General features: G+C 42.5%; 29 protein-coding genes and 2 pseudogenes. 1 reads left to right on the forward strand and 30 read right to left on the reverse strand.

The window, feature by feature from the left end; genetic code table 11:
* Nucleotides 1-56: 56 nt before the first annotated feature.
* From DW981_RS04885 to DW981_RS04935, 12 genes and pseudogenes are all read right to left on the reverse strand, one after another.
* Nucleotides 57-1,445: an Ig-like domain-containing protein gene (locus tag DW981_RS04885; RefSeq protein WP_207663983.1), complete on the reverse strand. Its 1,389-nt coding sequence runs from the start codon at nucleotides 1,443-1,445 to the stop codon at nucleotides 57-59.
* 316 nt (nucleotides 1,446-1,761) lie between these two features.
* Nucleotides 1,762-2,175 (reverse strand): ATP synthase F1 subunit epsilon, encoded by a 414-nt coding sequence (gene atpC / locus DW981_RS04890; RefSeq protein ID WP_022024765.1) that lies wholly within the window; start codon nucleotides 2,173-2,175, stop codon nucleotides 1,762-1,764.
* A 14-nt stretch (nucleotides 2,176-2,189) separates the two neighbouring features.
* Nucleotides 2,190-3,586: pseudogene (gene atpD, locus DW981_RS04895) on the reverse strand (F0F1 ATP synthase subunit beta).
* A 22-nt stretch (nucleotides 3,587-3,608) separates the two neighbouring features.
* On the reverse strand, nucleotides 3,609-4,487 hold the full coding sequence (gene atpG, locus DW981_RS04900) for an ATP synthase F1 subunit gamma (protein ID WP_118506964.1): 879 nt from the start codon (nucleotides 4,485-4,487) through the stop codon (nucleotides 3,609-3,611).
* A 22-nt stretch (nucleotides 4,488-4,509) separates the two neighbouring features.
* Nucleotides 4,510-6,018 (reverse strand): F0F1 ATP synthase subunit alpha, encoded by a 1,509-nt coding sequence (gene atpA, locus DW981_RS04905; RefSeq protein ID WP_118506965.1) that lies wholly within the window; start codon nucleotides 6,016-6,018, stop codon nucleotides 4,510-4,512.
* Nucleotides 6,019-6,047: 29 nt separating this feature from the next.
* Nucleotides 6,048-6,598: pseudogene (gene atpH / locus DW981_RS04910) on the reverse strand (ATP synthase F1 subunit delta).
* Nucleotides 6,586-7,140: a F0F1 ATP synthase subunit B gene (atpF, locus tag DW981_RS04915; protein ID WP_022024206.1), complete on the reverse strand. Its 555-nt coding sequence runs from the start codon at nucleotides 7,138-7,140 to the stop codon at nucleotides 6,586-6,588. Before atpF ends, atpH begins: the two are co-directional and overlap by 13 nt.
* Before the next feature lie 102 nt (nucleotides 7,141-7,242).
* Nucleotides 7,243-7,509 carry an ATP synthase F0 subunit C gene (gene atpE / locus DW981_RS04920; RefSeq protein ID WP_022024205.1) on the reverse strand — a complete coding sequence of 89 codons (267 nt, stop codon included), beginning with the start codon at nucleotides 7,507-7,509 and terminating at the stop codon, nucleotides 7,243-7,245.
* Nucleotides 7,510-7,559: 50 nt separating this feature from the next.
* On the reverse strand, nucleotides 7,560-7,880 hold the full coding sequence (locus tag DW981_RS16105; RefSeq protein ID WP_347474506.1) for a F0F1 ATP synthase subunit A: 321 nt from the start codon (nucleotides 7,878-7,880) through the stop codon (nucleotides 7,560-7,562).
* Nucleotides 7,880-8,332 (reverse strand): F0F1 ATP synthase subunit A, encoded by a 453-nt coding sequence (locus DW981_RS16110; protein WP_347474505.1) that lies wholly within the window; start codon nucleotides 8,330-8,332, stop codon nucleotides 7,880-7,882. The genes DW981_RS16105 and DW981_RS16110 overlap by 1 nt, the downstream gene beginning before the upstream one ends.
* A 159-nt stretch (nucleotides 8,333-8,491) precedes the next feature.
* Nucleotides 8,492-8,884 (reverse strand): ATP synthase subunit I, encoded by a 393-nt coding sequence (locus DW981_RS04930; protein ID WP_118506966.1) that lies wholly within the window; start codon nucleotides 8,882-8,884, stop codon nucleotides 8,492-8,494.
* Entirely contained in the window at nucleotides 8,844-9,173 is a 330-nt protein-coding gene (locus tag DW981_RS04935) for an AtpZ/AtpI family protein (protein WP_022024202.1), read from the reverse strand. The genes DW981_RS04930 and DW981_RS04935 overlap by 41 nt, the downstream gene beginning before the upstream one ends.
* A gap of 260 nt (nucleotides 9,174-9,433) precedes the next feature.
* Here DW981_RS04935 and DW981_RS04940 point away from each other — a divergent pair, with 260 nt between their 5' ends.
* A complete protein-coding gene (locus DW981_RS04940; protein WP_022024201.1) occupies nucleotides 9,434-9,922 on the forward strand; it encodes a DUF402 domain-containing protein in 489 nt (162 codons plus the stop codon).
* A gap of 114 nt (nucleotides 9,923-10,036) precedes the next feature.
* On the opposite strand, the gene serS is transcribed toward DW981_RS04940, so the two are convergent.
* The 18 genes from serS to DW981_RS05030 all read right to left on the reverse strand — a co-directional run bounded on the left by serS (nucleotide 10,037) and on the right by DW981_RS05030 (nucleotide 25,934).
* The gene (serS, locus tag DW981_RS04945; RefSeq protein WP_022024200.1) at nucleotides 10,037-11,329 is read right to left on the reverse strand and encodes a serine--tRNA ligase; all 1,293 of its coding nucleotides are present in this window, start codon (nucleotides 11,327-11,329) and stop codon (nucleotides 10,037-10,039) included.
* A gap of 92 nt (nucleotides 11,330-11,421) precedes the next feature.
* Entirely contained in the window at nucleotides 11,422-11,982 is a 561-nt protein-coding gene (locus DW981_RS04950) for a hypothetical protein (RefSeq protein ID WP_118506967.1), read from the reverse strand.
* Between the two features lie 171 nt (nucleotides 11,983-12,153).
* Entirely contained in the window at nucleotides 12,154-14,700 is a 2,547-nt protein-coding gene (locus tag DW981_RS04955; RefSeq protein ID WP_118506968.1) for an EAL domain-containing protein, read from the reverse strand.
* A 48-nt stretch (nucleotides 14,701-14,748) separates the two neighbouring features.
* Nucleotides 14,749-15,918, reverse strand: coding sequence for a galactokinase (locus DW981_RS04960; protein WP_118506969.1), 1,170 nt, complete (start codon nucleotides 15,916-15,918; stop codon nucleotides 14,749-14,751).
* A 223-nt stretch (nucleotides 15,919-16,141) separates the two neighbouring features.
* Entirely contained in the window at nucleotides 16,142-16,513 is a 372-nt protein-coding gene (locus tag DW981_RS04965; RefSeq protein WP_243034656.1) for a PqqD family protein, read from the reverse strand.
* Complete coding sequence (locus DW981_RS04970) at nucleotides 16,513-18,450, reverse strand: oligopeptide transporter, OPT family (RefSeq protein ID WP_118506971.1); 1,938 nt, start codon at nucleotides 18,448-18,450, stop codon at nucleotides 16,513-16,515. Before DW981_RS04970 ends, DW981_RS04965 begins: the two co-directional genes overlap by 1 nt.
* Before the next feature lie 323 nt (nucleotides 18,451-18,773).
* Nucleotides 18,774-19,034, reverse strand: a complete 261-nt coding sequence (locus DW981_RS04975) for a hypothetical protein (RefSeq protein ID WP_118506972.1) — start codon at nucleotides 19,032-19,034, stop codon at nucleotides 18,774-18,776.
* Nucleotides 19,035-19,112: 78 nt separating this feature from the next.
* Nucleotides 19,113-19,577 (reverse strand): low molecular weight protein-tyrosine-phosphatase, encoded by a 465-nt coding sequence (locus tag DW981_RS04980; protein WP_118506973.1) that lies wholly within the window; start codon nucleotides 19,575-19,577, stop codon nucleotides 19,113-19,115.
* A gap of 182 nt (nucleotides 19,578-19,759) precedes the next feature.
* Nucleotides 19,760-21,037 (reverse strand): site-specific integrase, encoded by a 1,278-nt coding sequence (locus DW981_RS04985; RefSeq protein WP_118506974.1) that lies wholly within the window; start codon nucleotides 21,035-21,037, stop codon nucleotides 19,760-19,762.
* Nucleotides 21,038-21,144: 107 nt separating this feature from the next.
* On the reverse strand, nucleotides 21,145-21,360 hold the full coding sequence (locus DW981_RS04990; RefSeq protein WP_022024185.1) for an excisionase: 216 nt from the start codon (nucleotides 21,358-21,360) through the stop codon (nucleotides 21,145-21,147).
* Nucleotides 21,361-21,377: 17 nt separating this feature from the next.
* Nucleotides 21,378-21,587 carry a helix-turn-helix domain-containing protein gene (locus DW981_RS04995; protein ID WP_022024186.1) on the reverse strand — a complete coding sequence of 70 codons (210 nt, stop codon included), beginning with the start codon at nucleotides 21,585-21,587 and terminating at the stop codon, nucleotides 21,378-21,380.
* Between the two features lie 539 nt (nucleotides 21,588-22,126).
* Nucleotides 22,127-22,738 (reverse strand): PBECR4 domain-containing protein, encoded by a 612-nt coding sequence (locus DW981_RS05000; RefSeq protein ID WP_118506975.1) that lies wholly within the window; start codon nucleotides 22,736-22,738, stop codon nucleotides 22,127-22,129.
* Between the two features lie 318 nt (nucleotides 22,739-23,056).
* On the reverse strand, nucleotides 23,057-23,371 hold the full coding sequence (locus DW981_RS05005) for a hypothetical protein (protein ID WP_118506976.1): 315 nt from the start codon (nucleotides 23,369-23,371) through the stop codon (nucleotides 23,057-23,059).
* A 217-nt stretch (nucleotides 23,372-23,588) separates the two neighbouring features.
* Nucleotides 23,589-23,867 (reverse strand): hypothetical protein, encoded by a 279-nt coding sequence (locus DW981_RS05010; protein ID WP_118506977.1) that lies wholly within the window; start codon nucleotides 23,865-23,867, stop codon nucleotides 23,589-23,591.
* A complete protein-coding gene (locus tag DW981_RS05015; RefSeq protein ID WP_182434139.1) occupies nucleotides 23,846-24,667 on the reverse strand; it encodes a WYL domain-containing protein in 822 nt (273 codons plus the stop codon). Before DW981_RS05015 ends, DW981_RS05010 begins: the two co-directional genes overlap by 22 nt.
* Before the next feature lie 117 nt (nucleotides 24,668-24,784).
* Nucleotides 24,785-25,039, reverse strand: coding sequence for a helix-turn-helix transcriptional regulator (locus DW981_RS05020; protein ID WP_118506979.1), 255 nt, complete (start codon nucleotides 25,037-25,039; stop codon nucleotides 24,785-24,787).
* Nucleotides 25,040-25,125: 86 nt separating this feature from the next.
* Nucleotides 25,126-25,470 carry a restriction endonuclease subunit S gene (locus tag DW981_RS05025; protein ID WP_118506980.1) on the reverse strand — a complete coding sequence of 115 codons (345 nt, stop codon included), beginning with the start codon at nucleotides 25,468-25,470 and terminating at the stop codon, nucleotides 25,126-25,128.
* Nucleotides 25,471-25,769: 299 nt separating this feature from the next.
* A complete protein-coding gene (locus DW981_RS05030) occupies nucleotides 25,770-25,934 on the reverse strand; it encodes a CopG family transcriptional regulator (RefSeq protein ID WP_118506981.1) in 165 nt (54 codons plus the stop codon).
* Nucleotides 25,935-26,428 lie beyond the last annotated feature (494 nt).

Genomic DNA, 26,428 nt, shown 5'->3' on the forward strand with positions numbered 1-26,428 from the left:
GTTTTTGTATTCGCCACAGGCACAACATTAAAATCACGGATTTCATCCCAGCCACTCTAAAATGCCACTCTCACATAATCTACAAAGTCAATGACCAAATATGTGTAAAACACATCGTCACCATTTTCAAAATATGCTGCACTTCCAAGCCCCATAACGCCAAGTCCCTCTTCATCGCAAAGCTGCGCTCTTGCCGCCTGACTCTGCACAGCAGAATTTGCAAAACCAATGGCATCCATATTGTTGGCCATAATTCGCTCACCCCACTGTCCGCACTGTAAACCTGCGCCGACGATCGCCGATTTAATCTCAGAACTGCTTCTGGTCATGTCTGTCGCATCTGTTGCACCGGCTTTTGCCATCGTGTTGCTGTAGCTTTGTGCCACACCACTTAATTTTGAATTGATCGCAAGGGAACGCATTCCATAAAAAGTGAGATATGCATTGATCAGCTCGCCACTCTCTGTTGCCATCGCCTTTACCACTGCATCGCTGTACGTACATGACGCATCCTGACTGGAAAGATTGGTCATTCCATCAATAGAATAGGCTTTATCAAACGCCTGTATACAGTAAGTCGTCTGGGTTCCATAATAATCTACAAACGCCAGCACATTCGCATTGGAAGTCTCTGTGGAATAGGCTCCTTCTCCATCTTTGTGTTTATCGTTATGTGCTGCATACCATTCTACCGATGACCAACTGCTTGATGATTCTAAAACAGCTGCACTGGTTCCCGCTTTTACTAAAGAACCATATGCCATTGATTTACTGATACCACAAATACCTACGACCTTGCCGCTTTTCAGATACAGCAAAATATATGTACTAAATTTGTCATCGCGCGAAACGCTGGAGTTGTTACCGTTTGGTCGGAATGCAAGGACATCAAATCCCTGTGGAGATTTTTCCGAACGCAATATATCCGTCGAAAGTGAACCCAATACCGTGTGCACCTGCGCCAATGTCATACCAAGTGTCAGATTGCGTCCTCCAATCTGAAAAATATCCCCATTTAGTGCTACATTCTTACCCGGTGTACCGTTCACCTTCTGTGTACCGCCATTCGTTTTCGAACTGTTATTCTTACGGTTTGTATTTTTATTGCTTTTTTTAGTGGAAGCTGCTTTTACCGTTACTTTGCAGACATATTTTTTCTTGCCAACTTTAGCAGTGATCTTAGCAGTTCCTTTTTTCTTTGCCTTGACAACACCTTTTTTCGTAACGGTCGCTACCTTCTTTTTATTGCTGGACCATTTTACTTTTTTCTTGTTGTTCTTTAGCTTTAACGTAGTCTTTTTACCAACTTTTAAAACAACTTTCGTTTTGTTTAGCTTCACCTTCTTCTTGGCGGCAGCCGCAGCATCCATGCTCTGTGGCATTATCATTGCGGCAGCTAGTGCTAATGCTAATACACGCGCCCATGGCTGTCTTCTTTTTTTCATACGCTCCTCTTTTCCATGCCGATTGTACGACATTAATTTTCATTTCTATGTTACCTTTTATTATATGATATTCTTCTCTATTTCTCAACCGTTTTCGTACAGTATTTATGCGGTTTGTACGAATTTACACCTGACACATTTCTGCCATTTTTGGAACCCCATTGATAAGCAGCTCTAACTTCCGGTATGGAAAGTTTCCTATAATGCAAAAAACAGTTTTGATATTCTCGAATGAGAATACCAAAACTGCTTATCGTATTTACCTACTTTGCGTTCACTATGCATTGTTCAGGCACGAGCATTGCATCGCACTGTATTATTTACCTAGCGTGCTGACAAGATTAATTCTCGTCAGTGCCTTTTTAAGTGCTAATTCTGCGCGTACCATGTCTACCTGCTTCTCACCGCTTCCGATACGACGTTCTGCGCGGAGCTTTGCCTCTTCTGCTCGGTGCACATCGATCTCATCCGGCCACTCACAGGCTTCCGCGAGCACCGTAACCTTATTGCCGCGAATTTCCACAAATCCATCCAGCAAAGCCGCCTCACGTACTTTGCCTTCCTGATGGATCTTGACAACACCCGGTTCAACAATTGCCGTAAGTGGGATATGTCCCGCCAGCACACCGATCTCACCTTCTGTTGTCCGCATTTCAACCATGTCCACTTCCTCGTCAAAAAAGATTCGGGTCGGAGATATGATCTGCAAAGTAAATGTTTTGTCTGCCATATGACCCTCCTTTCTTATTTGGAAGCCATTCTGGCCACTACCTCGTCAATATTTCCGGCATTCAAGAAATAGCTCTCCGGAATATCATCGTGCTTACCATCCAAAATCTCTTGGAATCCACGAATCGTCTCACTAACCGGTACGTACTGTCCCGGCAGGCCTGTAAACTGCTCTGCTACATGGAACGGCTGCGACAGGAAACGCTGCACTTTACGCGCTCTATTTACAACGATCTTGTCTTCTTCTGACAACTCGTCCATACCAAGAATTGCGATAATATCCTGCAATTCCTTGTATTTCTGCAAAATCTCCTGCACGCCACGAGCCACTTTATAGTGTTCCTCACCGACAATATGCGGATCGAGGATACGTGATGTTGACTCCAACGGATCTACTGCCGGATAAATACCAAGCTCGGAAATCGCACGCGAAAGTACAGTTGTTGCGTCCAAATGTGCGAATGTATTTGCCGGAGCCGGATCGGTCAAATCGTCCGCCGGCACATAAACCGCCTGTACTGATGTGATAGATCCTGTTTTCGTTGAGGTGATCCTCTCCTGCAATGCACCCATCTCCGTCTGCAGCGTTGGCTGATAACCTACGGCACTTGGCATACGTCCAAGCAACGCAGATACCTCTGATCCAGCCTGTGTGAAACGGAAAATATTATCAATAAACAATAAGACATCTTTTCCGGAACGATCACGGAAATTCTCTGCCATGGTAAGTCCTGTAAGACCTACTCGCATACGCGCTCCAGGTGGCTCGTTCATCTGACCGAATACCATCGTCGTTTTATCAATAACACCTGACTCGATCATTTCATAATACAAGTCATTTCCTTCACGAGTACGCTCACCTACACCGGTAAATACGGAATATCCACCGTGCTCCTGCGCGATATTTGTGATCAACTCCTGGATCAATACGGTTTTACCTACTCCGGCGCCACCGAACAAACCAATCTTACCACCTTTCTGGTAAGGGCAAAGCAGATCAACGACCTTGATTCCGGTTTCCAAAATCTCTGTTTCTGTCGACTGCTCATCGAATGCCGGCGCTTTTCTGTGGATCGGGTCATATCTCACCCCTTCCGGTGCCGGTTTTTCATCAATTGGCTCACCTAACACATTAAAGATACGTCCCAATGTAGCTTCGCCTACCGGTACAGAAATCGGTGCGCCCGTTGCATGTGCTTCCATACCGCGAACCAAACCGTCGGTTGGTCCCATGGCAATACAACGAACTGTGTCATCACCCAAATGCTGTGCCACTTCCACTACGAGCTTTCCACCATCTTTCAACGGAACATTGATTGCCTCGTTAATCTCCGGCAGTTTGCCTCTGGGAATTTAATATCGATAACGGCACTGACGATCTGCGTCAGCTTACCAACATTTAATTCTGCCATTTAATTTCTCCTTTTTATTTTGCTATGAAATCGCGGATGCTCCTGCGATAATCTCCGTCAATTCCTGTGTAATAGATGCCTGACGGGCTCTATTATATTTTAGCGACAAGTCACTGATCATCTCTTCCGCATTACTCGTTGCCGAATCCATTGCCTGCATACGTGCACCGTTTTCACTGGCATGTGACTCCACAAGTCCGCCAAAGATCAGGCTGTTCACGTACTTTGGAATAATCGCATTTAATGCTTCTTCCGGTGCCGGCTCATAATTCATCAACGTGATGCGATCGATCGGGTTCTCTTCTACGTCCTCCGCATCTGCTGTAATATCGGATGCGTTGATCGGAAGCAGTTTCATCATCGTAGGGATCTGTACCATCGTGTTCTTAAAGATCGTATAGATCAGATAAATCTCTCCGATCTCCCCCATCGTAAACTTGCTCAAAACTTCTTTGCCAATCTCCGATGCATCTGCATATAATGGTTCGTTGATCGCCTCCGAATAATCTCCGGCTATGGTGTAACCCTCACGCTCCACGCTGTCACGACCCTTTGTACCAACTGCATAGACCACTGTGTTTTCCGTAGTAAAACGTTCGTCTTTCGTCAACAGTTTCACTGCATTCGAGTTGTAACCACCTGCCAATCCGCGGTTCGATGTGATCAGGATCACTGCTTTTTTGTCAGACCGGCTTTTGCAAAACGGATGGGACATTTCCCCGGACTTGGCGATCATCGCTGCCACAGCCTCATACATCGCATCAAAATAAGGTTTTGATACTTCTGCACCGACTTTTGCTTTCTGCAGCTTGACAGAGGAAACAAGTTTCATCGCTTTGGTAATCTGTCCGGTACTTTGGACACTTTCTTTACGCCGTTTGATATCTCTCATTGACGCCATTGTCTCTTACCTCCCCTCGAAACTATTTTTCAAACTCTGCTTTAAACTCCTCGATTGCCTGGATCAGTTTCTTCTCTGTGTCTTCCTTGATCTCTTTGTCCTCGCGAATGGAAGCAGGGACTTCCGGATATTTCGTATCGATATACTCAAACAATCCTTTTTCAAAGTCCATAATGTCATCTACTTCTACATCGATCAAGTACTTCTTGGTCGCCGCATAGATAATGATAACCTGATTTTCAACCGGCATCGGCTTGTACTGATCCTGCTTCAGGATCTCACGAATACGCTCGCCCTGTGCCAACTGCTCCTTCGTCTCAGGATCGAGATCCGAACTAAACTGTGAAAATGCCGCCAGCTCACGATACTGTGCAAGCTCGATACGGATCGGTCCGGAAATCTTCTTCATCGCTTTGATCTGTGCAGAACCTCCTACACGAGATACTGACAAACCGGCATTGACTGCAGGTCGGAAACCAGCATTAAACATCTCTGTTTCCAAATAGATCTGTCCATCTGTGATAGAAATAACATTTGTTGGAATATAGGCGGATACATCGCCTGCCTGCGTCTCAATGATCGGCAATGCCGTCAATGAACCACCGCCCAGCTTATCTGACAATCTCGCTGCACGCTCCAACAATCTGGAATGCAGATAGAATACATCTCCAGGGAATGCCTCACGTCCTGGCGGACGCTTAAGCAGCAAGGAAAGTGTACGATATGCCGCAGCATGTTTGGTTAAGTCATCATACACAACCAATACATCTTCGCCGTTCTCCATCCATTCCTCACCAATTGCACATCCGGAATATGGTGCAATATACTGAAGCGGTGCTAACTCACTCGCTGTTGCTGCAACGATCGTGGTATAATCCATCGCTCCATATTCTTCTAATTTTTTCACAAGGTTGGCAATCGTTGACGCTTTCTGTCCGATCGCTACGTAAATACATTTTACGCCCTGTCCTTTCTGATTAATGATCGTGTCGATCGCGATCGCGGTTTTACCGGTCTGGCGGTCACCAATGATCAACTCACGCTGTCCTCTTCCGATCGGTACCATGGAGTCAATCGCCTTAATACCTGTCTGAAGCGGTGTGTCTACGGATTTACGTGCGATAACACCGGATGCCACACGCTCGATCTGTCTGGACTTATCGGTTTTGATCGGTCCTTTGCCATCAATCGGCTGTCCCAGTGCATTCACTACACGTCCGAGCATGGCATCTCCAACCGGCACCTCAACAACATGACCTGTCGTCTTTACGGTGTCGCCTTCATTGATGTTTTTATGGTCACCCAAAAGAACCGCACCTACGTTATCTTCTTCCAAGTTCAATACCATGCCATATATCTCATTAGGAAATTCCAACAGTTCACCCTGCATCGCTTTCTCTAAGCCATGAATACGGGCAATTCCGTCGGCAACCTGTATTACAGTACCTATATCTGCTACTTCAAATTTGGTACTGTAGTTTTTAATCTGCTCTTTAATGACTGAGCTGATTTCCTCAGGTCTCAAATTCATGATACACTCGCACCTTCTTTCTGTTTATTCTAATTCGTCAACTGAACCTGCGACAACTCTTTTGCCATTCGATTCAGCTTTGATCTGATACTGCTGTCTACCACTCTGTCTCCGATACGGATCACCACGCCACCGATCAGGATGCATCCACAGAATAGTTCATGATGAACTCCACATAAGATGTCGTGTTCAATAATTTCTGCACGATCTCCTGCTTCTCATCCTTAGACAGTTCGACAGCCGATATCACATATGCCACGCCGATCTTTTTGTATTCACGAACCTTATCAATGAAATACGTCAAAATCTTTTCGATTTCCGAAAAACGTCCTTTTTCAACGATAGTGACCATGAATCCTGTCAGCGTATCGGATGCTTTGCCAGCAAACACCTGCTCTACCAGTGAGACTTTCTGCTCAACCGGAAGCTTCGGATGTGTCAGCAACTTGATGTACTGCTCATTCGCTTCGATCACATCAAGCACGATCTGCACTTCCTCCAGAGTGGAATCAATTGTTCCCTCTTCCACGGCAACCTCAAACAAGGCTTCGCCGTATGTCTTTGATACTAACTTAGCCATGTCTCATCACCCATCTCTTCCAAAGTGTCTGCAAGCAACTGTGACTGTTTGCTTTCGTCCAAAGAAGATGCAACGATTTTACCAGCCATTGCCGTTGCGACATTAATGATTTCCTGTTTCATTTCATCCTTGACCTTGCTCTTCTCCAGTTCAACTTCTCGATTTGCACGGGCAACGATCTGTGCGGCTTCTTCCCTCGCTTCTTCTAACATGACACTTTCTTTCTTGAGTGCCTTTTTACGCGCTTCGCTCAGGATCTCATCCGTCTCTTTTTGCACATTTTTTATTTTTTCATCATATTCTGCTTTGAATTGAATTGCATCCTGCTTCTCGCGCGCTGCCGTTTCCATCTGCTCACGAATGCCTTCCTGCCGCTTCTCCATCAGATTTCTCGCCGGATTAAACAACAGATAGGACAGAAGCAAAAATACAAAAAACATTGCTAATATGGTAATCGCTGAGTCTACTAATAACTGTGGATCTAAACCAAAAATATAATCGCCCAGTCCACTGCTCAGTGCAACCTGAATTACTCCGCTCACGTTAGTGCCTCCTTTCCGCTAGAGTCTTCCACCAAATGCTTACGCCATCTTCCGGTCATTTTTCCATTGAAAAATAGTACCGGCTGCCGGCATTTGCATTGATTAATGAAGCTTTGCGTAAAGTGGGTTCGCGAATAACAGGATCAAAGCAACTACCAGACCATACAAACCTGTTGTCTCTGCTACTGCCTGTCCAAGAAGCATTGTTGACATAACGTCACCTTTCGCACCCGGATTACGTCCTACTGCAGAAGCACCGTAACCGGCAGCAATACCCTGTCCTACACCAGGTCCGATACCGGCAATAACCGCAAGACCTGCACCAATAGCAGAACCCATCAAAACCAATCCATCGTTATCAATATTCATAATAATCCTCCATTTCTAAAGTGCTTATCCGCACTTCTTCACTTTTTTGTTTATGCCTGATCCCCAATCGCATCCGAGACAAAGCACATTGTCAACATACAAAATACATACGTCTGAATTGCACCGGAAAATACATCCAAATAAATGTGCAATGCAGCCGGCCAGATTAATGTCAAAACCTTTGGCAATAATCCGTAGATCAATCCCGTCATAACCGTTCCGGATAAAATATTACCGAACAAACGGAGAGACATAGAAACCGGTGTGGAAAATTCACTGATCAAGTTCATTGGAAAGAACAGAAAGATCGGTTCAAACAATCCCTTAATCTTACCGAATTTCTGGTACTTAAAACCGTTGTATTGAATCATCACCCAAGTAATGATCGCCAACGGAAATGTGACACCGTAATCTGCTGTCGGCGGTCGAAGCCTAGCAAACCGGACAAGTTGCACGCCAAAATAAATAAAAACAGAGCGCTGACATAGTTACGAAACTTTGGTGCCTTACTCTCTCCCATGGAGCCCGCCACCATACCATCCAGCGATTCTACGATCAGCTCGACCACATTTAGAAACGGTCCCGGCACCTGATCCGGAGTCGCCTTACGAATCGCACGATTTGCAAAAACAGCAAAAATAAGCAGTGCAGCGATTACAATGATCATGGATATATGCGTCGTAGTCAGATACACATCTGAACCGAAAAACTTGAATTTCGTATATCCATGGATAAAAAAGTCTACCTGCTGCTCATTTCCCTTTGCCAAAAACACATTGTTTGCAAAGGAATCAAACGGCATACAAAAGACGCCACTTCCCACATTCTCACCTTCCCTTTCTATAGAATAAATTATATATACAGGCAAATATCTCTTGTTTACCATTTCATTACAAAGCGAAAATCAACGTTTCACGATACATTGCACCGCACAACCGCAATCTCCTATAAAATAAAACAACAGAATATCTGCAATACATATCTATTTTTTTAATAATTTTTCATAATGCGGGTGCATTTTCGGATACGATAATGCACTGACCTTGACTCCAAACAACGTCAGTATCGCCGGAATCGGATGTACATATTCATAAAATATCATGCATACCGCCAGCGTAACCGCCATGATCACCAATCTCTGCAGCGATGCAAGCTGCGCATGTCTGGATGCATGCGCCGGATCCATATCAAGCGCAATGTCCAGGTGGCGAAACATATGCCACAAAAGAACTAATGCCGCCGCACCACCAAACAGTCCTCCAAATAACATCGAAACTCTGCCTCGACTGATAATTACAAAAAGCAGCGTAACAATGGCTGTCCACAGAATAGAACTAATCATCAATTCCTTTAGTACCTGTTTTACCTGTTTCATGCTCTCCCGCTGCTTCCTCCCGCTTCTCGGTGAGTCCTTTCATATAATCAAGCTGCTCATGCTCTTTCTTCATGTCAGCCTCATAAAAGGACTTGGTTAATATATATACATTTTTGAACGCAGCCCCGATTCCTAACAACAACATGAACGGAAATATGATCTGTGTACCAAACAGACGATTCAGCCAAGTGCCCAGCCAACCGCTAATAAAGATCGGCACGAGCATTGTAATACTGATCTGCGTGATCATCATAAAACTACGCAAAATTTTCTTCTCTTTCTTACTCATTTTTTAATAACCTCTCATTATGCTATTATAATTTATTCTTCTGAAAAAGTCCACCAAAGAGCGCAAAAAATCTCGTGTAGTATCAAGCGATCTGCTAACTCCTTTTCCCCTCCGATCATCCCGCAAATAATTTAATTCGATAAGCTAGAAAGTCCTTTACAAGCCAACTTCCCTAGACTATAATTATTCCACAAGAAGAAAAAGAGCAAAACCAGCGTTTTGCTATCAAATAAAAATAAGCCGCTGAAAGGAGTTGCTTCATGAGCCGACCACGATTATTTCGACGTCGCTTTATCCCCGACGAAAACATCGAATTAAAAGATGATATGATCTTAGCCTTAGAGCCTAACCTTATTATTACCAGTTGGAATGTTTTGAAACCACGACGCGATATTTCCCGTGGTGTTTCCGCTTATTTTATAGATAAAGGGATTAAGGTGAGCAAGGTTTTTGACAATGCCGGACAAATGGTATATTGGTATTGTGACATTATAGAGACGCATTATGATGAGAAAGAGAATACCTACACCTTTAACGATCTACTCATTGACGTAGTCGTATATCCGGATGGTCAGGTTGAAGTACTGGACATGGATGAATTTGCTGATGCAATGGAGCAGGGCATTTTGAGCGTTGGCACGATCGCACATGCAATGCGCGCAACCGATGATCTGTTACATACGATCTACGCCGGAGAATTTGAAAAATATACACACTATATTGATGATATGTTAAAAGTGATCAGTTAATTCTGCTCTCTACGAAAAGACCCTCTTTTGATCAGAAGCTCGGACATACAGTCCACCTTCTACCAAAAGAGGGTCTTTTTATACTGTTATTTCACGCAAGTCTCCCACGTGCCATTATTTCTTCTTTACTTCCAGAGCTTCTTTGCCACCCATATACGGACGCAGAGCTTCCGGAATACGTACGCTTCCGTCTTCCTGCAAATTGTTCTCCAAAAAGGCGATCAACATACGAGGTGGTGCAACCACTGTATTATTCAGCGTATGTGCAAAATATTTGCTGCCGTCTTCCTTACGGACACGGATCTGCAAACGTCTTGCCTGTGCGTCTCCCAAATTGGAGCAGCTTCCTACCTCAAAATACTTCTTCTGACGTGGAGACCAAGCCTCAACGTCGATGGATTTTACTTTCAGATCTGCAAGATCTCCGGAGCAGCACTCCAGCGTACGGACCGGAATATCCAGCGTACGGAACAGATCTACCGTATTCTGCCACAACTTATCAAACCAAACCGGACTTTCTTCCGGCTTACAAACTACGATCATTTCCTGTTTCTCGAACTGATGGATTCGATACACGCCACGCTCCTCGATGCCGTGAGCACCCTTTTCCTTACGGAAGCATGGGGAATAACTGGTCAATGTCTTTGGCAGATCCTTTTCATCGGTGATCGTATCAATAAATTTACCGATCATAGAATGCTCACTTGTACCGATCAGGAACAGATCTTCGCCCTCGATCTTGTACATCATCGCATCCATTTCCGCAAAACTCATAACACCGGTCACGACATTGCTTCGGATCATGTATGGCGGAATGCAGTAAGTGAAACCACGATCGATCATGAAATCTCTTGCATAGGCAAGTACAGCAGAATGCAGTCTGGCAATGTCACCCATCAGATAATAGAAACCATTTCCTGCCACTTTACCGGCAGCATCAATGTCTAATCCATCAAAACTCTCCATGATCTGTGCATGATACGGAATCTCATAATCCGGCACTACCGGCTCACCATAGCGTTTAATCTCAACATTTTCGCTGTCATCTTTACCAATCGGAACACTTGGATCAATAATATTTGGAATAACAAGCATGATCTCACGAACTTTTGCTTGGAGTTCTTTCTCCTTTGCTGCAAGCTCCTCAAGACGAGCTGCATTTTTGTTTACTTCCTGCTTCTTTGCCTCTGCCTCTTCCTTCTTGCCCTGTCCCATCAAAGCGCCGATTTCCTTAGAAATCTTTTTGCGGGAGGCACGAAGCTCATCTGCTTCCTGCTGTGTCTTGCGCGCCTCAGCATCTAATGCAATGACCTCGTCTACCAACGGAAGCTTGTCATCCTGGAATTTGTTTTTGATGTTTTGCTTTACCACATCTGGATTTTCTCTTAAAAATTTAATGTCTAACATATTTCCTCATTTCTGCACACAGTTCGTATGCGTATATTGTTGATAAGTGTACTGTGACAGCCTGCTTGAATAAGCTGCTATAGTCCTGCGCCCTACTGTGCTGCCGTCGCTGACGGTGCAGGCGCATCTGAAGGTGCTTCACTCGGCGTCGCTGACGGTGCAGGCGCATCTGAAGGTGTTTCACTCGGCGTCACTGTCGGCTCCGGTATCTGCGTCGCTCCCGGTGTCACTGTCGGCTCCGGCGTTGCTGTTGCCTTTGGCTTTGGCTTTTTCACCGTCTTTTTGTATTTGCCAATCTTGATCGGCTTTGAAAATTTACCATGCACGATGCGATAACCTTTGGTACGGAATGCACGCACCTTCACATAATACACTTTCGATGCTTTAAGCTTGCGAAGCACAACCGTGCGCTTCTTTGTCGGCATGACAATACGGTATCTCGCCTTTTTGGACGTCTTAACTGCAATCTGATACCCGGTTGCTTTGCCTCTCTTCTTTATCTTAATCTTTGCCTGTGTCTTAGACCGTTTCACCAAAGACACACTCGGTCTGGATGGTTTAGGCGCTGCCTGCACCTTTGTTGTTCCTATCGAAGTTAAACATAACGCCAAGATCAGGATCAATGTTCCGAATTTACGTAACTGCTCTTTCATTGTTCTGCTTTCCTCCATTTCTGTACAATGTGCTCTCGGAATCTTCTAAACGAAGAATTTCGAAAGTACGTTTCAATATAGCCCACCCAAAAATATACCGTCATTTCCCCTGATGTGTCAAGACTCGCAGGGTATTTTTAATCTGCCACTGCATCCGGCAGGTGTCTTCTACTACTGTAGGAAGCACTTTTCAAACACATTATTACGCATTGCTCCATAGAAGATCTCACCTTCCAACATATCGCAACCAATTTCGCGTGCGTATTCCTCTTGAAGCTTGGTGTGGATCCCACCACAATAAACGGTCATCCCAAGCTCTTTTGCCATGATAACAATGTTTTTAAGGATCGTCTTCTCACGCTCGCCATTCTTACCACCCATAAAACACTCTGCATGGAACTTGATCCCTTTGACCGGGATCGTGCGCAGAGAATGCAATGCCGTGTGATGGGATGCAAATCGACTGATCACGATCTGATATCCTCTCTTGCAAAGCTGCTCCAATGCCACCTGCAGCGCACTGGTCATATCCGCAAAATAACGTTCGTGCACTTCTATGATCAAGTCCGACGGATCCATTTTATTTTGCACTTCCACAATATTTTCGATCATGGACAAAGCATTTCGTGCCGACAACTGGCTTGCCGTCATTTGAATAGCAAGCGGAACCGTTTTCAACCCCTTTGCCTTTCTGGCGCCGAAGCTGCAGCACACCTGATTCAACAGGAAATAAGAAAATTTATCCAACCTTCCTCCACGTTCGATATAATGCAAAATGCCATCCGTCTCTAAATACTGTCCATCCTGCATCTGAATCCGTGCAACCGCCGTACAGCCTACAACGTTCTCTTTATCTCCCTGAATACGCGGCAAATAGCATATTTCAACTGTCTGCTTTTCCATAGCATCGAGTATTTCCTGAATGATCCGTTCCTCTCGGAAACGTTCTTGCTGAAGATCATCGGTATAAATCGCATAATGGTTACCCTTGATCCCTTTGATACTTCTTCGTGCAAGATCCGCTTTCTCCAACATATCACCAAGCTCATTATCCGTCGGCTCAACCAGATACAAGCCATTCGTTGTATCAAACCCGATCTGGTTCTCCCCATTCGTAATCTCATCCTGATAGTGCATCATTCGAGACAATTTTTTTAACAGGGTCTTATGATCCTGGTAAGGGAAAATAGCAACAAAATAATCTCCGTCTACTCTGGCGCACAGGCCACCTCGCTCCACAAACTTTTGAAGCACCCTGGAAAATTTCAACAGGATTTCATTACTAATGGAAAAGCCATAATGATGACTAAACTTGCGAAATTCATCAATATCAGCGCACATCAACGCATAGCGCTTGTCATCCGTTCGTTCTGCCAACATTTCTCTTGCCTTGTCCAAAAACTTTGCATACGGAATCATTCCCGTCAAAGTATCTTCAAACTTTGCCTGACTAGACTTAGCGATCCGCATTAATTTCGTACTGAGTTTCGTGTTGTTCGATGCTGCCGCGATCTCTGCTTCCGCAGAATCTGCCAGTGCATTATCCAGCACACGAGTGATCCCATATACTTTCACCGGCTTATCACTCACACCATCTCCCACCGAGACACTCGCCACTTCCATATGACGATATTCTCCATGGTTGTCCTTCATGCGATAAACACCGCGATGACCGCCCAGTTCCTCTTCACGCCTCTTAAGCGCCTGACGAAAACGCTCCACGTCATCCGGGTGTAAAAATTCTCCTAACTGACTTTCGTTAAACTGCCCCTCTAAAATACTCTCGTTAGAATATGTTTCATCTAAATTGCCGCCACGACTAAGTACACGCGTCGCAATATCATAGGTCCAAGTCGTCTCACGCATGAATTTTGCAATAATGTCCGAACGCTCAGCAACTTCCTCAAACTGCTTTTCCAACTGTTTGCGCTTTGTAATATCCATAATGATGCATAGATATACCGGTTCTCCGTTATCATCATCAATACGACATCCATTGACATAAGACCAGCAGACATCTCCTGTTTTGGAGATGATCCGATACTCAAAGCCGACCAAACCACGATTTTCTACAGAAGCCTTGACCTGTCTTTTGACCATTTCCGCATCTGCAGGATACAACACACGGTCACAATAGTCTCCAAAATTAATCTGATATTCTTCCTTGGAATATCCAGCCAGTCGATAAAATCCATCATTTGCATACAACAGCTTAAAATCTGTCATGCGCAGCTTGATCACACCACCCGGAATACTATTGGAGATCAGCTCTGCATCTCGTTTTGCCTCATACGCTTCTAACAGATTGCGTCTCGACTGTGTGATGTCCAAACATGAGGCAAAATAGACCCTCTGCCCTTTCATATCTGCCGGATGCGCTGAAACAGACACCCAGATCACTGCTCCGTCTTTGCGCCGCGCACGGTGTTCTAACTGAATCTTGCCCCCCACAGCCGTCTGTCTGGCGATCAAATTTCGTATCTTTTGACGGTCTTCCGGAAGGATCATTTCCATAACACTTCCATGATATATTTCTGAAAACTCTTCTCTTGTGCACTGCATTAATGAATAAAAGCGTTCATTCGCATACATAAGCTCAATCTGCGATCCCGGCTTTGCCACAAACATCGCACATTCGGACATATTAAGTAAGCGTCTTAAGTCCTGTTCATCTAAACCCATCTGCCCCGTTGTCTTTGCTGTCTCAATATCGCTCATTCGTATCCCTCCCTTTCTGCACCAGAGTTTCTTTTCGAAAATCTCATCCTATAAATGACATGGACCGGATCCAATCTCAACGACATAAAAATCTGCCGCATATCCGATCTTATCCTTATATGCCTTGCCTACCTGTGCAATAAATGCATCAACCGCCTCATCTTTCACAATACTCACTGTACATCCGCCAAATCCTGCTCCGGTCATACGAGAACCGATGACACCATCTACTTCCCAAGCCTGTTCCACAAGCGTATCTAACTCTTTTCCTGTCACCTCATAATCATCACGCAAAGATACGTGAGAAGCGTTCATCAATTGTCCGAACAGTTCAATGTTATTTTCCTGCAACGCTTTCACTGCCTTGATCGTACGCTGATTCTCATAAACAGCATGCTTTGCTCTCTTGCGTCTGACATCATCCTTGATCGCTGACTTCACCTGTTCAAACTGCTCCTCCGTCAGATCGCCGAGCGTCTGGATCGGCATCTCCTTTTGAATCTCTGCCAATGCCGTCTCACACTCCTCACGGCGTTCATTGTACTTCGAATCGCCCAGGCCGCGCTTTTTATTACTGCATGCGATCACAATCTTCGCACCGTCCAGATGAACCGGAGCATATTCATAAGAAAGATCTGCCGTATCCAAAAAGATTGCATGATCCTTTTTGCCCATTGCGATCGCAAACTGATCCATGATCCCACAATTCACACCGTTGAATTTATTCTCCGAAAACTGGCCGATCAGCGCCAAATCCTGATTTGAAATACCAAGTCCAAACAATTCGCTCAAAATATAGCCGGTAACCACCTCTACAGATGCAGAAGAAGACAATCCCGAACCGTTCGGGATATTACCAAACAACAGAAGGTCAATACCCTCATTGATCTCATAGCCCCTCTGTCCTAACGCCCAAATGATTCCCTTCGGATAATTCGTCCATCCGGCTTCCCTGCATGGTTTCAGATCATCCAGACTGGAAGTAATGATACCAAGATGTTCAAAATTCATCGAGAAAAAGCGTAACTTTCTGTCGTTTCTCTTGCGAGCCACAGCATAAGTACCTATCGTCAATGCGCATGGGAATACATGCCCACCGTTATAATCTGTATGTTCACCGATCAAATTTACACGCCCCGGTGCAAAAAATGCGTGTGCCTCTCCTTCGCCATATACTTCCCTGAATTTCTGCAAAATCGTATTCTTAATATCCTTCATATCTCCTCATTTCTGCGCTGGAAATCATGTGTTTTGTAGTATTTACTTGCACGGACCTCTTCCCGGCATTCTTCTGCGTCCCATGCGCCGACGCAAATATTTCTTTGAACTTATATTTTACAATATTTTGTGGTCTCTTTCAAGAACAAACGCAAAGCCAGCACTTTGCTTTTGTCACGCTACACAACAGCAGTTCCTATTAAGGAACGAAAAAAGGAAGCATCTATTTCGATGCTTCCCTTTTCGTATCTTTACCTGATGGTGTCAATATCACAAATCCATGCCCCTGCAGTGTACGGAAATACGCCAGCAATCTGTCATATAACGGCTCGGCATCCTCGCCGAACTCCTCCTTCACTAACAGAGCAATATCATAAATCGTATGCACACCATCTATTTGTTTCCAAATGAAACTCCCGAACTGTTCCAAGGCAATGTGGCTGACTGCCGGACGCCCAAAACATTTCTGGGCAATGCGGTTAAACACACCCTTGTTCTCGACATCCACCGTCACCCGATGCTCATCGTCTTCCGTCCAGTTCAGTTTTTCCGAAATACGCGGAACATAATCCAACAAATTATTGTCTTTCTTCACTATTTTTCTACCTTTGCTTCTTTACTCCAGATAGTAAACTTCAGGACAACCAAAATGATCACTGCCATGACTGCAAGGCCACCTGCTTGTCCCAAATTAAGGACACCAGAAAGATCCACTAAGCTTGCAACCGTCTTGCCCTTAATCGTTACTACAGCAAGAACAGCAAGCAAAATACCAACCAGTCCTTCACCCGCGATCATACCGGAGCAGCAAAGTACACCGTTATTGATAACTTTGTCTTTGTTCGCTTTGCCGTCATAAACCTTCTCTAAGATCAGACGAAGTACACCACCTACCATAATGCAGGCAGAAAGTTCGATCGGCAAATACAAACCAATGGCAAACGGCAGAACCGGGATAGATAATAACTCGATCATAATTGCAATAAACACACCGATAAATACAAGTGCCCAAGGAAGATTTCCGCCCATAACACCTTCAACGATCATCTTCATCAAAGTTGCCTGTGGTGCAGCAAGCTCAGCCGTACCAAATCCCCACGCACTATTCAACAAGTAAAGTACAAAACCGATCGTTACTGCTGAAACAACCGCACCGATCAACTCACCGTACTGCTGCTTCACCGGAGTTGCACCAAGAATATATCCTGTTTTCAAATCCTGTGACATATCACCAGCCATTGCTGCAACGATACAGATTACAGAGCCGATTGCAATCGCTGCGATCATTCCTGACGCACCGGTATTGCCCGTTGCTTTAAGGATCAAGCTGGTGATCAACAACGTTGCGATCGCCATTCCGGATACCGGGTTGTTACTACTGCCGACCAATCCAACCATACGAGAGGAAACCGTAGCAAAAAAGAATCCAAAGATAACAATGATGACAGCGCCCAAAATACCAATCGGAATGACCGGAAGTGCTGCGATCAAAATGATCAAAATAGCAAGCATTCCAAGTACTACACCAATATTCAGATCACGGTTCGTACGCTCCTCTTTGCCGATCTTTTCTTTATTAAAGATACCTTTCATCGCTTCGGCAAAGGTACGGCAGATCAATGGCAATGATTTGATCAAGCTGATAATTCCACCGGCTGCAACGGCACCTGCGCCGATATAACGGATATAATTCGACCAGATTCCAGACGCTCCGCTTGTTTTCCATACTTCTGCGATAGAAACTGTTGCAGGGTACAGTACCGTATGTGCACCAAATAAATAGATCGCCGGGATCAACACCAGCCAGCCAAGAATGGCACCCGCAAACATATAAGAAGCAATCTTAAAGCCACAAATGTAACCTACACTGATCAATGCCGGATAAACCTCTGTACTGATCTCTCCGTGAATCTTATTGATCGTCAATGTTGCGACATTAGAAACAACCTTGAAACCGTCCACGATAAACTTAATCAAAGCAGAAACACCCATTCCAATAAACACGACTGCTGCATTAGCGCCGCCTTCCTGTCCGGCAAGCAAAACCTCTGCACACGCTGTTCCCTCCGGATACGGAAGGGTTCCATGCTCTTTTACGATCAATGCCTTGCGCAATGGCACCATGAAACAAATGCCTAACAGACCGCCGATCATTGCAATTAAAGCAATCTCCACAATACCAGGCATCTGTGCCTTACCTTCAGCTGCCCACAAAAACAATGCCGGCATCGTAAAGATCGCACCGGCTGCCAAAGACTCACCGGCAGAACCGATCGTCTGCACCATGTTGCTTTCCAAGATCGTATCGTCCTTCTTTGTGGAAAAACGTCCGATCAGCTTATACACCCCCATGCCAATAACTGCTGCAGGAATAGACGCTGAAACCGTCATACCTACACGAAGCCCTAAGTAAGCATTGGCCGCTCCAAAGACAATTGCCAGCAGCACACCGATAATGATCGATGACGGCGTAAATTCCGGCAATACCTTATCTGCACTTACGTAGGGTTTGAAAGAATTGTTCTCTTCCATAATAAATAAACCTCCTTAAATTCTAAGACCAAAGCGTCAAAGTCGTAAAAAAGCCTGTCAGGCAAATCCAGACCAAATAGAACGATTTTAACACTAGAATCTTTTTGACAAAAAAAAGAACTTGCGCCCTTATAACATCGATTTCTGTTCATCAAACGCAAGCATTTTCAATTGTATCATAAGAATTTTCAAAAAGCAAGAAGAATGCCATTTTTATGAAAATTCCGGCAAATTCATGAAAAAATTTCCCAACAATTTCTAATTTGTTTTCCTAAAATCGGATCACGCTACCCCAAAAAATATGCCAGGACCAGAAATCATTTTTAGGAATGCCAATATGGTTTCTGGTCTTTGTGCGAAAATCCGCGCAAAGTTTCTTGATAGGCGGCGATTTTGTGTTGATACTCTGCAATCTGTTTATCCTTTAATCGTCCCTTGTCCGACAACTCTTGAAACTTCTGTTCCAAAAGAACAAACGCCTCCTGCGCTGCATCCTTGTAATTATTGGCAATATTCGAGTCAATCTCCTGCACGATCGTCTCTAACTCCTTATTTTTGCCAAGTCCATGTATAAATTCAAACATCTTTACCTCTTTTCTATACTTCCCATCTTATAACTTTCCCTGTCTTATAGCTTTCCCTGTCTTATAGCTTTCCCTGTCTTATAACTTTCCTTGCTTCCGCAAATATGCCAAAAATCCTTCACACCCATCCAACACATCTCGATACGTTTCATCAAAATTACCCGTATACCATGGGTCCGCAATCTCACCGGGACGATCTGTGAAGTCCAACAAAAGGGACACCTTCTGCTCCGGATCCTTTCCAAAAATCCGCATCATATTGCGGTAGTTCCATTGATCCATTCCGATGATATGATCAAAGTTGCGGTAATCACTTTTTCGTACCTGCTTGGCATAATGTTCCAAAACAGGGACTCCAACCTGTCGTAACTTTGCGACCGTTCCGTGGTGCGGCCCATTGCCAATCTCCTCTGTGCTTGTCGCCATGGAATCAATGTAAAAATTGTCTGTGTATCCGGCACGGTTTACAAGGTCCTGTAGGACGAACTGCGCCATTGTGCTGCGGCAGATGTTGCCGTGGCAGATGAAACATACTCTAATCATAATTTTTCATATCCTTTTAACACCGTTCAATACCTGAAATCTCTTACCACATCAATAATATTGAAACGATATATAATTTTTCATTATTTTCTTATTACACCCTGTAAATTACTATTTTCTTTCATTTGAAAGGTGTAAAAAAAGGTGTAAAATCAAGGTTTTTGCACCTTGTCATTATGAAGTTAAAAATTAAATAACTCTTCCTCTTCATTGTTTTCTAACTCCATTGTTTTCAGCGATTCCTGCATAATCATATTATTTTCCATTTGTGCTATGTTTAGCATCTCATCCCTCACATCATCTACTTGCAAATGAGTATAGGTATCAAAAGTTATATCCATAGAACTGTGTCCCATAATATACTTTAGCTTTGCCGGATTCATTCCAGATTTTGCCATCTTAGTACAAAAGGTATGCCTGCACACATGCGGAGTGACTGTTGGTAATGGTTCCTTATACAACTTGTTATACTTTTCACGAATGAACTGAAAGTATTTTTCCCAATGTAACGCCACCATCGGCATTCCATTTTGATCTAAGTATAGAAAACCTTTGTATCCATCTACTACCGGTTCCTTTTTTACTTTCTTTCGATTTTTTATAATCTTTCGAAAGCAATCCGCAACTTCTGGCGTCATCGGTACTTTACGCACCCCTGCCGTTGTTTTGGTTTTCTGAATAATATATGACTTTCTTTCATTGTACACTCTAACCAACTGATGATCCACATTAATGATCATATGTTCAAAATCAATATCACCTATTGTCAGTCCTACAAATTCAGAAATTCGAAGTCCGGTATTAAACAAAATAAATATACCCTCATACACTCTTTGATAATGTGCATCTTTGCGGACAAACTCCAAGAATAGTCTTTCCTGCTTTCTTGTAAGTGCCTGTCGGATTACACTATCATTCACAAGCACACTTGCCAACTCAAAATCAAATGGATTTTTTCTAATAAAATCGTCTTCATAGGCAAGCCGAAATGCAGGACGCAACACACCTCGAATGGAATGAATAGAACTATATCCTCTGCCATTTTTTTGCAGATCAATCAACCATCCTCTGGCATCTGAAGTTTTTACAGATGAAATCTTTCTCTTTCCAAAAGGATCTTTTTTCAGAAAATTCACTACTGTTTTATAACCGAGTCTTGTACTCGGCTTAACACCTATTTTCTGAGAAATATAAAGCTCCACTAAAGCTAACACCGTCATATCGCCACGGCTCATTGCAATTTTATCCTGCTTGTCTTTCTGAATCCTTGCGATTTTCTCACGCAGTGATTCTTCTTTCTTTCCATGTACTGCAGGATCATTTGGAACCAACCGCTTTGAATAGACATACCGGGATTTACCCAATTCGTCTATATACTTATAACGATATCTGCCGTCCGCTAACTGAATTTCTCCATTATGCAGTTTTCGATTCTTTTTGTCTCTTCGACTTGTATACATAACATGCTTCCTCACTTTCCACTAAAGAAAGCTAAGCACTAGTATGACTTAAATATAATAGCATATTTTTATATTATGCTACAGCCCATTTAACAAAATCGTTTAGTTCAAAGTGCATTTGCCTCATCCACAAACTGCTCAAATAGTTTTCTCTTTATCTGAACACGATTTCCAACCATTAAAACATATGGTGCATATGGATTTTCCGCTACAATTGCTCTTATGCGGCTTCTTCCAATATGAAAATATGCGGCAGCCTCTTCAATCGTCATAGTATACTTTTGCCAAATAGGAATATCTAAATGGTCTGTTTGTAAAGGCATTGTATTCACCTCCAACATCAATCTGGCATTTTTTCTGAAAGTCCTCTTGCCAAACCTTCCATTTCCAAACGATAAATCATCAATCGAAGAAGATATTCTGCTATATGTCGAACACCTCGTTCCCAATCTTCTAATGTTCGGTAAGGAATTCTAAAATATGCGGCAAATTGTTTCTGTGTCATGCCTGTTTGTTTCCTTGCTTCCTTTAATAATTCCTTTAGTTCCATAATATCTCCTCAATAAATAATTTTTCATCCATATATTACCACGCATTGTGTGCATTGTCAAGATATATGAAACATAATCTCCAGTTGAAATCACCGGTCACTGTGGTTAGCAGCACACTCTGGACTCGCACCATCTCTTATAGACCATAAAGGGAGTATCATTATCATAGAACAGTCGCAACCACGGAATCACCACAATTCCTCTTTTGCATGGATGTTATCGCTCCCGGCATCTCACATCAGACAGATCAATCAAAAAAAATACCTGATAAGCTATCTCCTTTGTGTCTGTCCTACCGATCCTGGCGCATCTGCGGCACGGCGCAATGCGTAACTGTTCCTTACGTCCAGTGAAATCATCGTATTCAGTTGTCCGTGTCTAATAGGATTATTTCCTGTGGACACATCTAAATTATAAAAGCGGATTTTGAAAAATGGTAGACTATTTGTTCCGTTGCAAATATAACGGAATAACAAGATATTCTTAAGAAACCCCTGAAAATATAATGAGGCAGCATACCTGCCACCTCATTTCATTTTCAAGAAATCTTGATTTTTTCTTTTATCTGTGCAGGAAGATCCAAATTTTCTCTTCCTGCGCAATATGTTATTTGAGAATAATATTGCTCATTTGTCCCCTTTGAAAAAATATATTGTACTTCATGTAGTTCTTCAAAGCGGCTGGCACTAATATCTTCGACTCGAAAAGAATACGGCACCAAACAATCATCTATCAACTGTCCCGTTGTATCTCTGTTTGGTCCACATAGAAGAATAAATCGAAAATTTGTAACTCCCACTTTATACACTGCGCTTATCGTCACAATGTCCGTAGCAATCATTACATCACTACAAGTAACCTTATATAAATCTCCTAAATAATCCATTTTCTTTTCTGCAAGGTCATACGGATGCGTTTTGTCGAACATTACTTCTCCTGGTCGCAAACCATTTTTCTTCTTTGCATGAGCATAGAATCCTTTTGCTTTTAAATTTGTCTTTACTCCTGTCAAATGTTGAAAAGACGAGCTCTTAAAAACAATTTCTACAACCGAATCATCATATACATAAAGAAATGTCCTTCCTGCAAGATATTTCTGATAGTTAACTGCCGCATTATGTATCTTTTTAATCAATGCTGATTTTCCCATTTCAATAATCCTCTCTTTCTTAGGCAGAAAAAAAGGGAAGCTTTCGCTTCCCTCAGAATCACCACTGGCAGTTTGCTTAAGCTGTTATACTTAAACCAATCACATATGACCTAATCCTCATATTGGATATGACAATTTCCTCCAGGATACTGTGCCACGCAGTTTGTCATAACCGAAATTGACTATGACATAGCCACAAATCTTTACATCCTTTGTGTGGATGTCCAGTGCTTTCTACTTATTATGATATGAAGAAACTCTGGTTTTGTCAATCTCATTTCTCCACATATAATGCCGTCTATACTAAGTGAAACATGCTTATAATTTCTTGTCGTCTGCAATCTTTCGTAAACTTTGCAGATACTCAAACAAGATTTTCTGATATTGCGATGGGAGCAATCTTACTTCTTGTATCAACATTATTTCTTGCATATTTTGTATTACAAGAATTTGTTCGTTTGTCTGAAACAATTCAAAAGGCTCCATACTCATACCGCGACTTACCTTAATGATATTACTTTCACGAATATCATAATCTTCTTTTTTCGCGATGTCATACAATGTGCTAAGTGGCATTCCACTCTTCTGTGCAAATTTATACTTTGACATCTTCGTTTGTTCTAAGTAAAACATCAATTTTCTCCGGACTATGCTCTCATACATTCTTCAAGCATTCACATCCTTTCTGTGACCACAATTGAATTATATAACAATGCCCAAAAATGAAAAAGACTAATTGTTCCACGATAGTCATCACGGTTTTCCGTAATAATACACTGTCATTTTTCATTACCATTGTCAGGAATATAATATAATGTGAAATTTCCATTATTTTGGAATTTTCGGAGAATCATGTGATTTTATTTGTTTTCTGATAATTTTTTATAATACACTGTGCCTTTTGACACAACTGGTCGATGATGGTCGGATCTGATGTCGTTTCGATCTTGATATGTTCACTCAGGTTTATGATCCAATTACAGATTGCCGTCTTGGTGGATATGATTCGTATTCGAAAAAGATGCTCCTGTGTCTTTATCTTAGAGGTGGTCCGAAATTCCGTTTCCACTGCTTCAACAAGATATTCCTCTACCATAAGTGTGGCACTCACCGGCTTTTCATAGGACATTCTCGGATGTTCCTCCATATATCGTGAGATTCAAAGGAAGAATCGACACCCTCCAATTGACTCATACACTTTCCCTGCTCCATCGGGTGCATCGCCACCTGCTGCATTCGGTCAATTCGATAATGAGACAAATTGTCTTTTCCAGCCGTATTGCAGATAAGATAATACCAACCGCCACTAATGACCATGAAATATGGTGTTACTGTATATACTCTGTCCGATAGTTTCCCGTTTTTCCGATACCGGAATGTTATTTTTCTGATTTTCTTGATTGCTTTTCCGATTTCCATTAAATATTGAAAAAGCCGCTCACACTGGCATCGCTTGAATGTCTCCCGGTATTTCACATATTCAAACCAGCTTCCAAAATATTTGCCTGCACATCGTTTTAATTTGTCCAGAATCCGACTGGCACATCCATCGTCCACGCCGGGTGAAAATAATATGCTGTCATGCAGCATGCGTATCTCCGTATCTGAAAACAATCTGTCGTTCAGACAATATACCTTAATGTAGCCGCCGGGCTGCTCCGGGTTGGCAATCGCTTTCTCACAGATCTGAAGTTCCTCTCCCTCATTCAAGCACCACTGCGTTTCATGGAAAAAAAGATTGAGCTGACGAATGTTAGAGGATACCAGTTTCCGCAATGCCGGTCTTCCCATCCTTCTTTCCGATTCAAATTCATCCTCCAATCTGTCACATATATATTCCATCGAGATCATATGATCCTTATCTGCATGGATCCATAGTATTCTAAGCAACAATAATGGAATCATCTTTTTGCTGGTCGTTCGCCCCATCTGTGTTCTTCTCCCTTCTCTCCACCAGAACACAGCCGCCTCTTTTCTTTTGTGCAAAAAGAAAAGAGGAGCCATGTTCCTGACATGTTCCTCTAATTCTTTACTAATGATTCATATTCATTTACTTTCCAGGTTTGGCGGTATGTACTCTGTCAATTCTCCTAAGTCTACCTTCAAGTACAAACACAATTTACATAAAAACTTCAAGTCCCATCGTGTCTGTTTGTTCTGACAATATCTGTTGAAATTTGTACGTGGAATGTCCAGTTCTTTGCAGACCTTCGTCTTGCTTATTCCACGGTCTTTCAAAATTTCTTCAGTGCGTAAATGAAGATGACCAAAATCAGTAACATACTCATTCGTACTTTGCATGTGAAACATCTCCTATAAAAGTATACTTTTATTTTATAGGATTAGTCACATTTATATAATTCCCACTTGTGTCACTCACAGATGTATTATACTTTATTGTTAATAAAGGCAAATATTGATTCTCGCTGATGAAGGGTGATGAAGTGGTTAATATCCTCAAACATATCAACAATTTTAGTTTGTTCCTCTACAGTTTTTGGTATTTTAATCCTTCCCTCAAGGAGTTCTTTATCTGTAATATTAACATTATTTCGGGCTCCAATATTAACTAACAGAAATAAATATTGATCGAGTCTTTCTTTATCTTCTAAATAACACTGAATAAATCTCGTATAACTTCCGTTTTCCCCTGCTGTAAATGGTAATGATGTTGCTGCCGCATCACTTCTTGCTGTTTCTGCCGAAGCTGTCTCTGTATAACGCTCACTCATTGGTTACTGATATCATAGCAAAATGAGTGTTATTTGTCAGTAACGCTATGTTTTGGAGCACTTACTGTGTCACGCGTCGAATTATAGTTCCCACCTACGGCAGTTTTACCGCAGATTAAATCCTACATCCGATCTGGAACACTCATTTTTAATCCTTTGAATAGACTGAAATCCTTTTGCCATAAGCATCGGAATATGTAAATCTATACAGGGCGTCTTCACTGCGATATCTCTCCTTATAGAAAACTCTTCCTTTTGAATTCTTTAATTATAATAAACAAAAAAGAATCTATAGGAGTTTACAACAATGCAATCATCTTCTCTACTTCTAATCGCAATGTTTGTGCAAGTGTTTGATTGTGACGCTTGGCATATTTTTTTCTGTCGTACTCATATTCCATCAGGCATACATCCACTTTCTTTGTTTTTGGATTCTCCACTTTCGGTCTTCTTGGCCTTGCCATTTTTATATATTTCCGTCACATCCTAACCACAGTATGCTTTTTGTCCTCCAAAAAATCAAGCACTTTCTCCATAATTTTCTCATTCATCCTTTTCCACATCGGCATGGATATACTACCATACTTTTATTATTCGGAATTTTTTCGTGTGGTTGTCACCCTACCAAAATTTCCTTTCCTTAAATGTTATGAAGCCTTCGCCTCTGTTTTCGTTTCCTTTTCTATTTGAGATTTAATTTAGCCACTCCTCATAAAAACTCCAATCTCCGTTTCCTTTCTTCCATCGTTCCAAATATCTTTCCTTCGTCTGATACATATCACTCGCAAACTAGAAAACTGTATGCCTAACTTCATAATTTTTTTCTTATTTCTTGTATTTTATTTTTTCTCTCTAAAACACTTATATCACATTGTGCTAATAATTCCCAAAAAACATCTGCAGCAGATAATATTTCTGAAAAAATTCTTTTTTTACCATATATGTCTTTTTACCTATA

The sequence above is a fragment of the Clostridium sp. AM49-4BH genome, assembly GCF_003478335.1.
Taxonomy (GTDB): Bacteria; Bacillota; Clostridia; order Lachnospirales; family Lachnospiraceae; genus Butyribacter.

Excerpts from the sequence above, each read along its gene's own strand:
- DW981_RS04935 (WP_022024202.1), bottom strand. The coding sequence starts at position 9,173 with ATGAGTAAGAAAGAGAAGAAAATTTTGCGTAGTTTTATGATGATCACG.
- DW981_RS04955 (WP_118506968.1), bottom strand. The coding sequence starts at position 14,700 with ATGAGCGATATTGAGACAGCAAAGACAACGGGGCAGATGGGTTTAGAT.
- DW981_RS04885 (WP_207663983.1), bottom strand. The coding sequence starts at position 1,445 with ATGAAAAAAAGAAGACAGCCATGGGCGCGTGTATTAGCATTAGCACTA.
- DW981_RS04980 (WP_118506973.1), bottom strand. The coding sequence starts at position 19,577 with ATGATTAGAGTATGTTTCATCTGCCACGGCAACATCTGCCGCAGCACA.
- DW981_RS04990 (WP_022024185.1), bottom strand. The coding sequence starts at position 21,360 with ATGCCTTTACAAACAGACCATTTAGATATTCCTATTTGGCAAAAGTAT.
- DW981_RS04950 (WP_118506967.1), bottom strand. The coding sequence starts at position 11,982 with ATGAAAGAGCAGTTACGTAAATTCGGAACATTGATCCTGATCTTGGCG.
- DW981_RS05010 (WP_118506977.1), bottom strand. The coding sequence starts at position 23,867 with ATGTCCTATGAAAAGCCGGTGAGTGCCACACTTATGGTAGAGGAATAT.
- atpC (WP_022024765.1), bottom strand. The coding sequence starts at position 2,175 with ATGGCAGACAAAACATTTACTTTGCAGATCATATCTCCGACCCGAATC.
- DW981_RS05030 (WP_118506981.1), bottom strand. The coding sequence starts at position 25,934 with ATGGCAAGGCCAAGAAGACCGAAAGTGGAGAATCCAAAAACAAAGAAA.
- DW981_RS04970 (WP_118506971.1), bottom strand. The coding sequence starts at position 18,450 with ATGGAAGAGAACAATTCTTTCAAACCCTACGTAAGTGCAGATAAGGTA.
- DW981_RS05005 (WP_118506976.1), bottom strand. The coding sequence starts at position 23,371 with ATGTTTTACTTAGAACAAACGAAGATGTCAAAGTATAAATTTGCACAG.
- DW981_RS05020 (WP_118506979.1), bottom strand. The coding sequence starts at position 25,039 with ATGCAAAGTACGAATGAGTATGTTACTGATTTTGGTCATCTTCATTTA.
- serS (WP_022024200.1), bottom strand. The coding sequence starts at position 11,329 with ATGTTAGACATTAAATTTTTAAGAGAAAATCCAGATGTGGTAAAGCAA.
- DW981_RS05025 (WP_118506980.1), bottom strand. The coding sequence starts at position 25,470 with ATGAGTGAGCGTTATACAGAGACAGCTTCGGCAGAAACAGCAAGAAGT.
- DW981_RS05000 (WP_118506975.1), bottom strand. The coding sequence starts at position 22,738 with ATGGGAAAATCAGCATTGATTAAAAAGATACATAATGCGGCAGTTAAC.
- atpE (WP_022024205.1), bottom strand. The coding sequence starts at position 7,509 with ATGAATATTGATAACGATGGATTGGTTTTGATGGGTTCTGCTATTGGT.
- atpG (WP_118506964.1), bottom strand. The coding sequence starts at position 4,487 with ATGGCGTCAATGAGAGATATCAAACGGCGTAAAGAAAGTGTCCAAAGT.
- DW981_RS05015 (WP_182434139.1), bottom strand. The coding sequence starts at position 24,667 with ATGGGGCGAACGACCAGCAAAAAGATGATTCCATTATTGTTGCTTAGA.
- DW981_RS04995 (WP_022024186.1), bottom strand. The coding sequence starts at position 21,587 with ATGGAACTAAAGGAATTATTAAAGGAAGCAAGGAAACAAACAGGCATG.
- DW981_RS04985 (WP_118506974.1), bottom strand. The coding sequence starts at position 21,037 with ATGTATACAAGTCGAAGAGACAAAAAGAATCGAAAACTGCATAATGGA.
- DW981_RS04940 (WP_022024201.1), top strand. The coding sequence starts at position 9,434 with ATGAGCCGACCACGATTATTTCGACGTCGCTTTATCCCCGACGAAAAC.
- atpA (WP_118506965.1), bottom strand. The coding sequence starts at position 6,018 with ATGAATTTGAGACCTGAGGAAATCAGCTCAGTCATTAAAGAGCAGATT.
- DW981_RS04960 (WP_118506969.1), bottom strand. The coding sequence starts at position 15,918 with ATGAAGGATATTAAGAATACGATTTTGCAGAAATTCAGGGAAGTATAT.
- DW981_RS16105 (WP_347474506.1), bottom strand. The coding sequence starts at position 7,880 with ATGATTCAATACAACGGTTTTAAGTACCAGAAATTCGGTAAGATTAAG.
- DW981_RS04975 (WP_118506972.1), bottom strand. The coding sequence starts at position 19,034 with ATGTTTGAATTTATACATGGACTTGGCAAAAATAAGGAGTTAGAGACG.
- DW981_RS04930 (WP_118506966.1), bottom strand. The coding sequence starts at position 8,884 with ATGAAACAGGTAAAACAGGTACTAAAGGAATTGATGATTAGTTCTATT.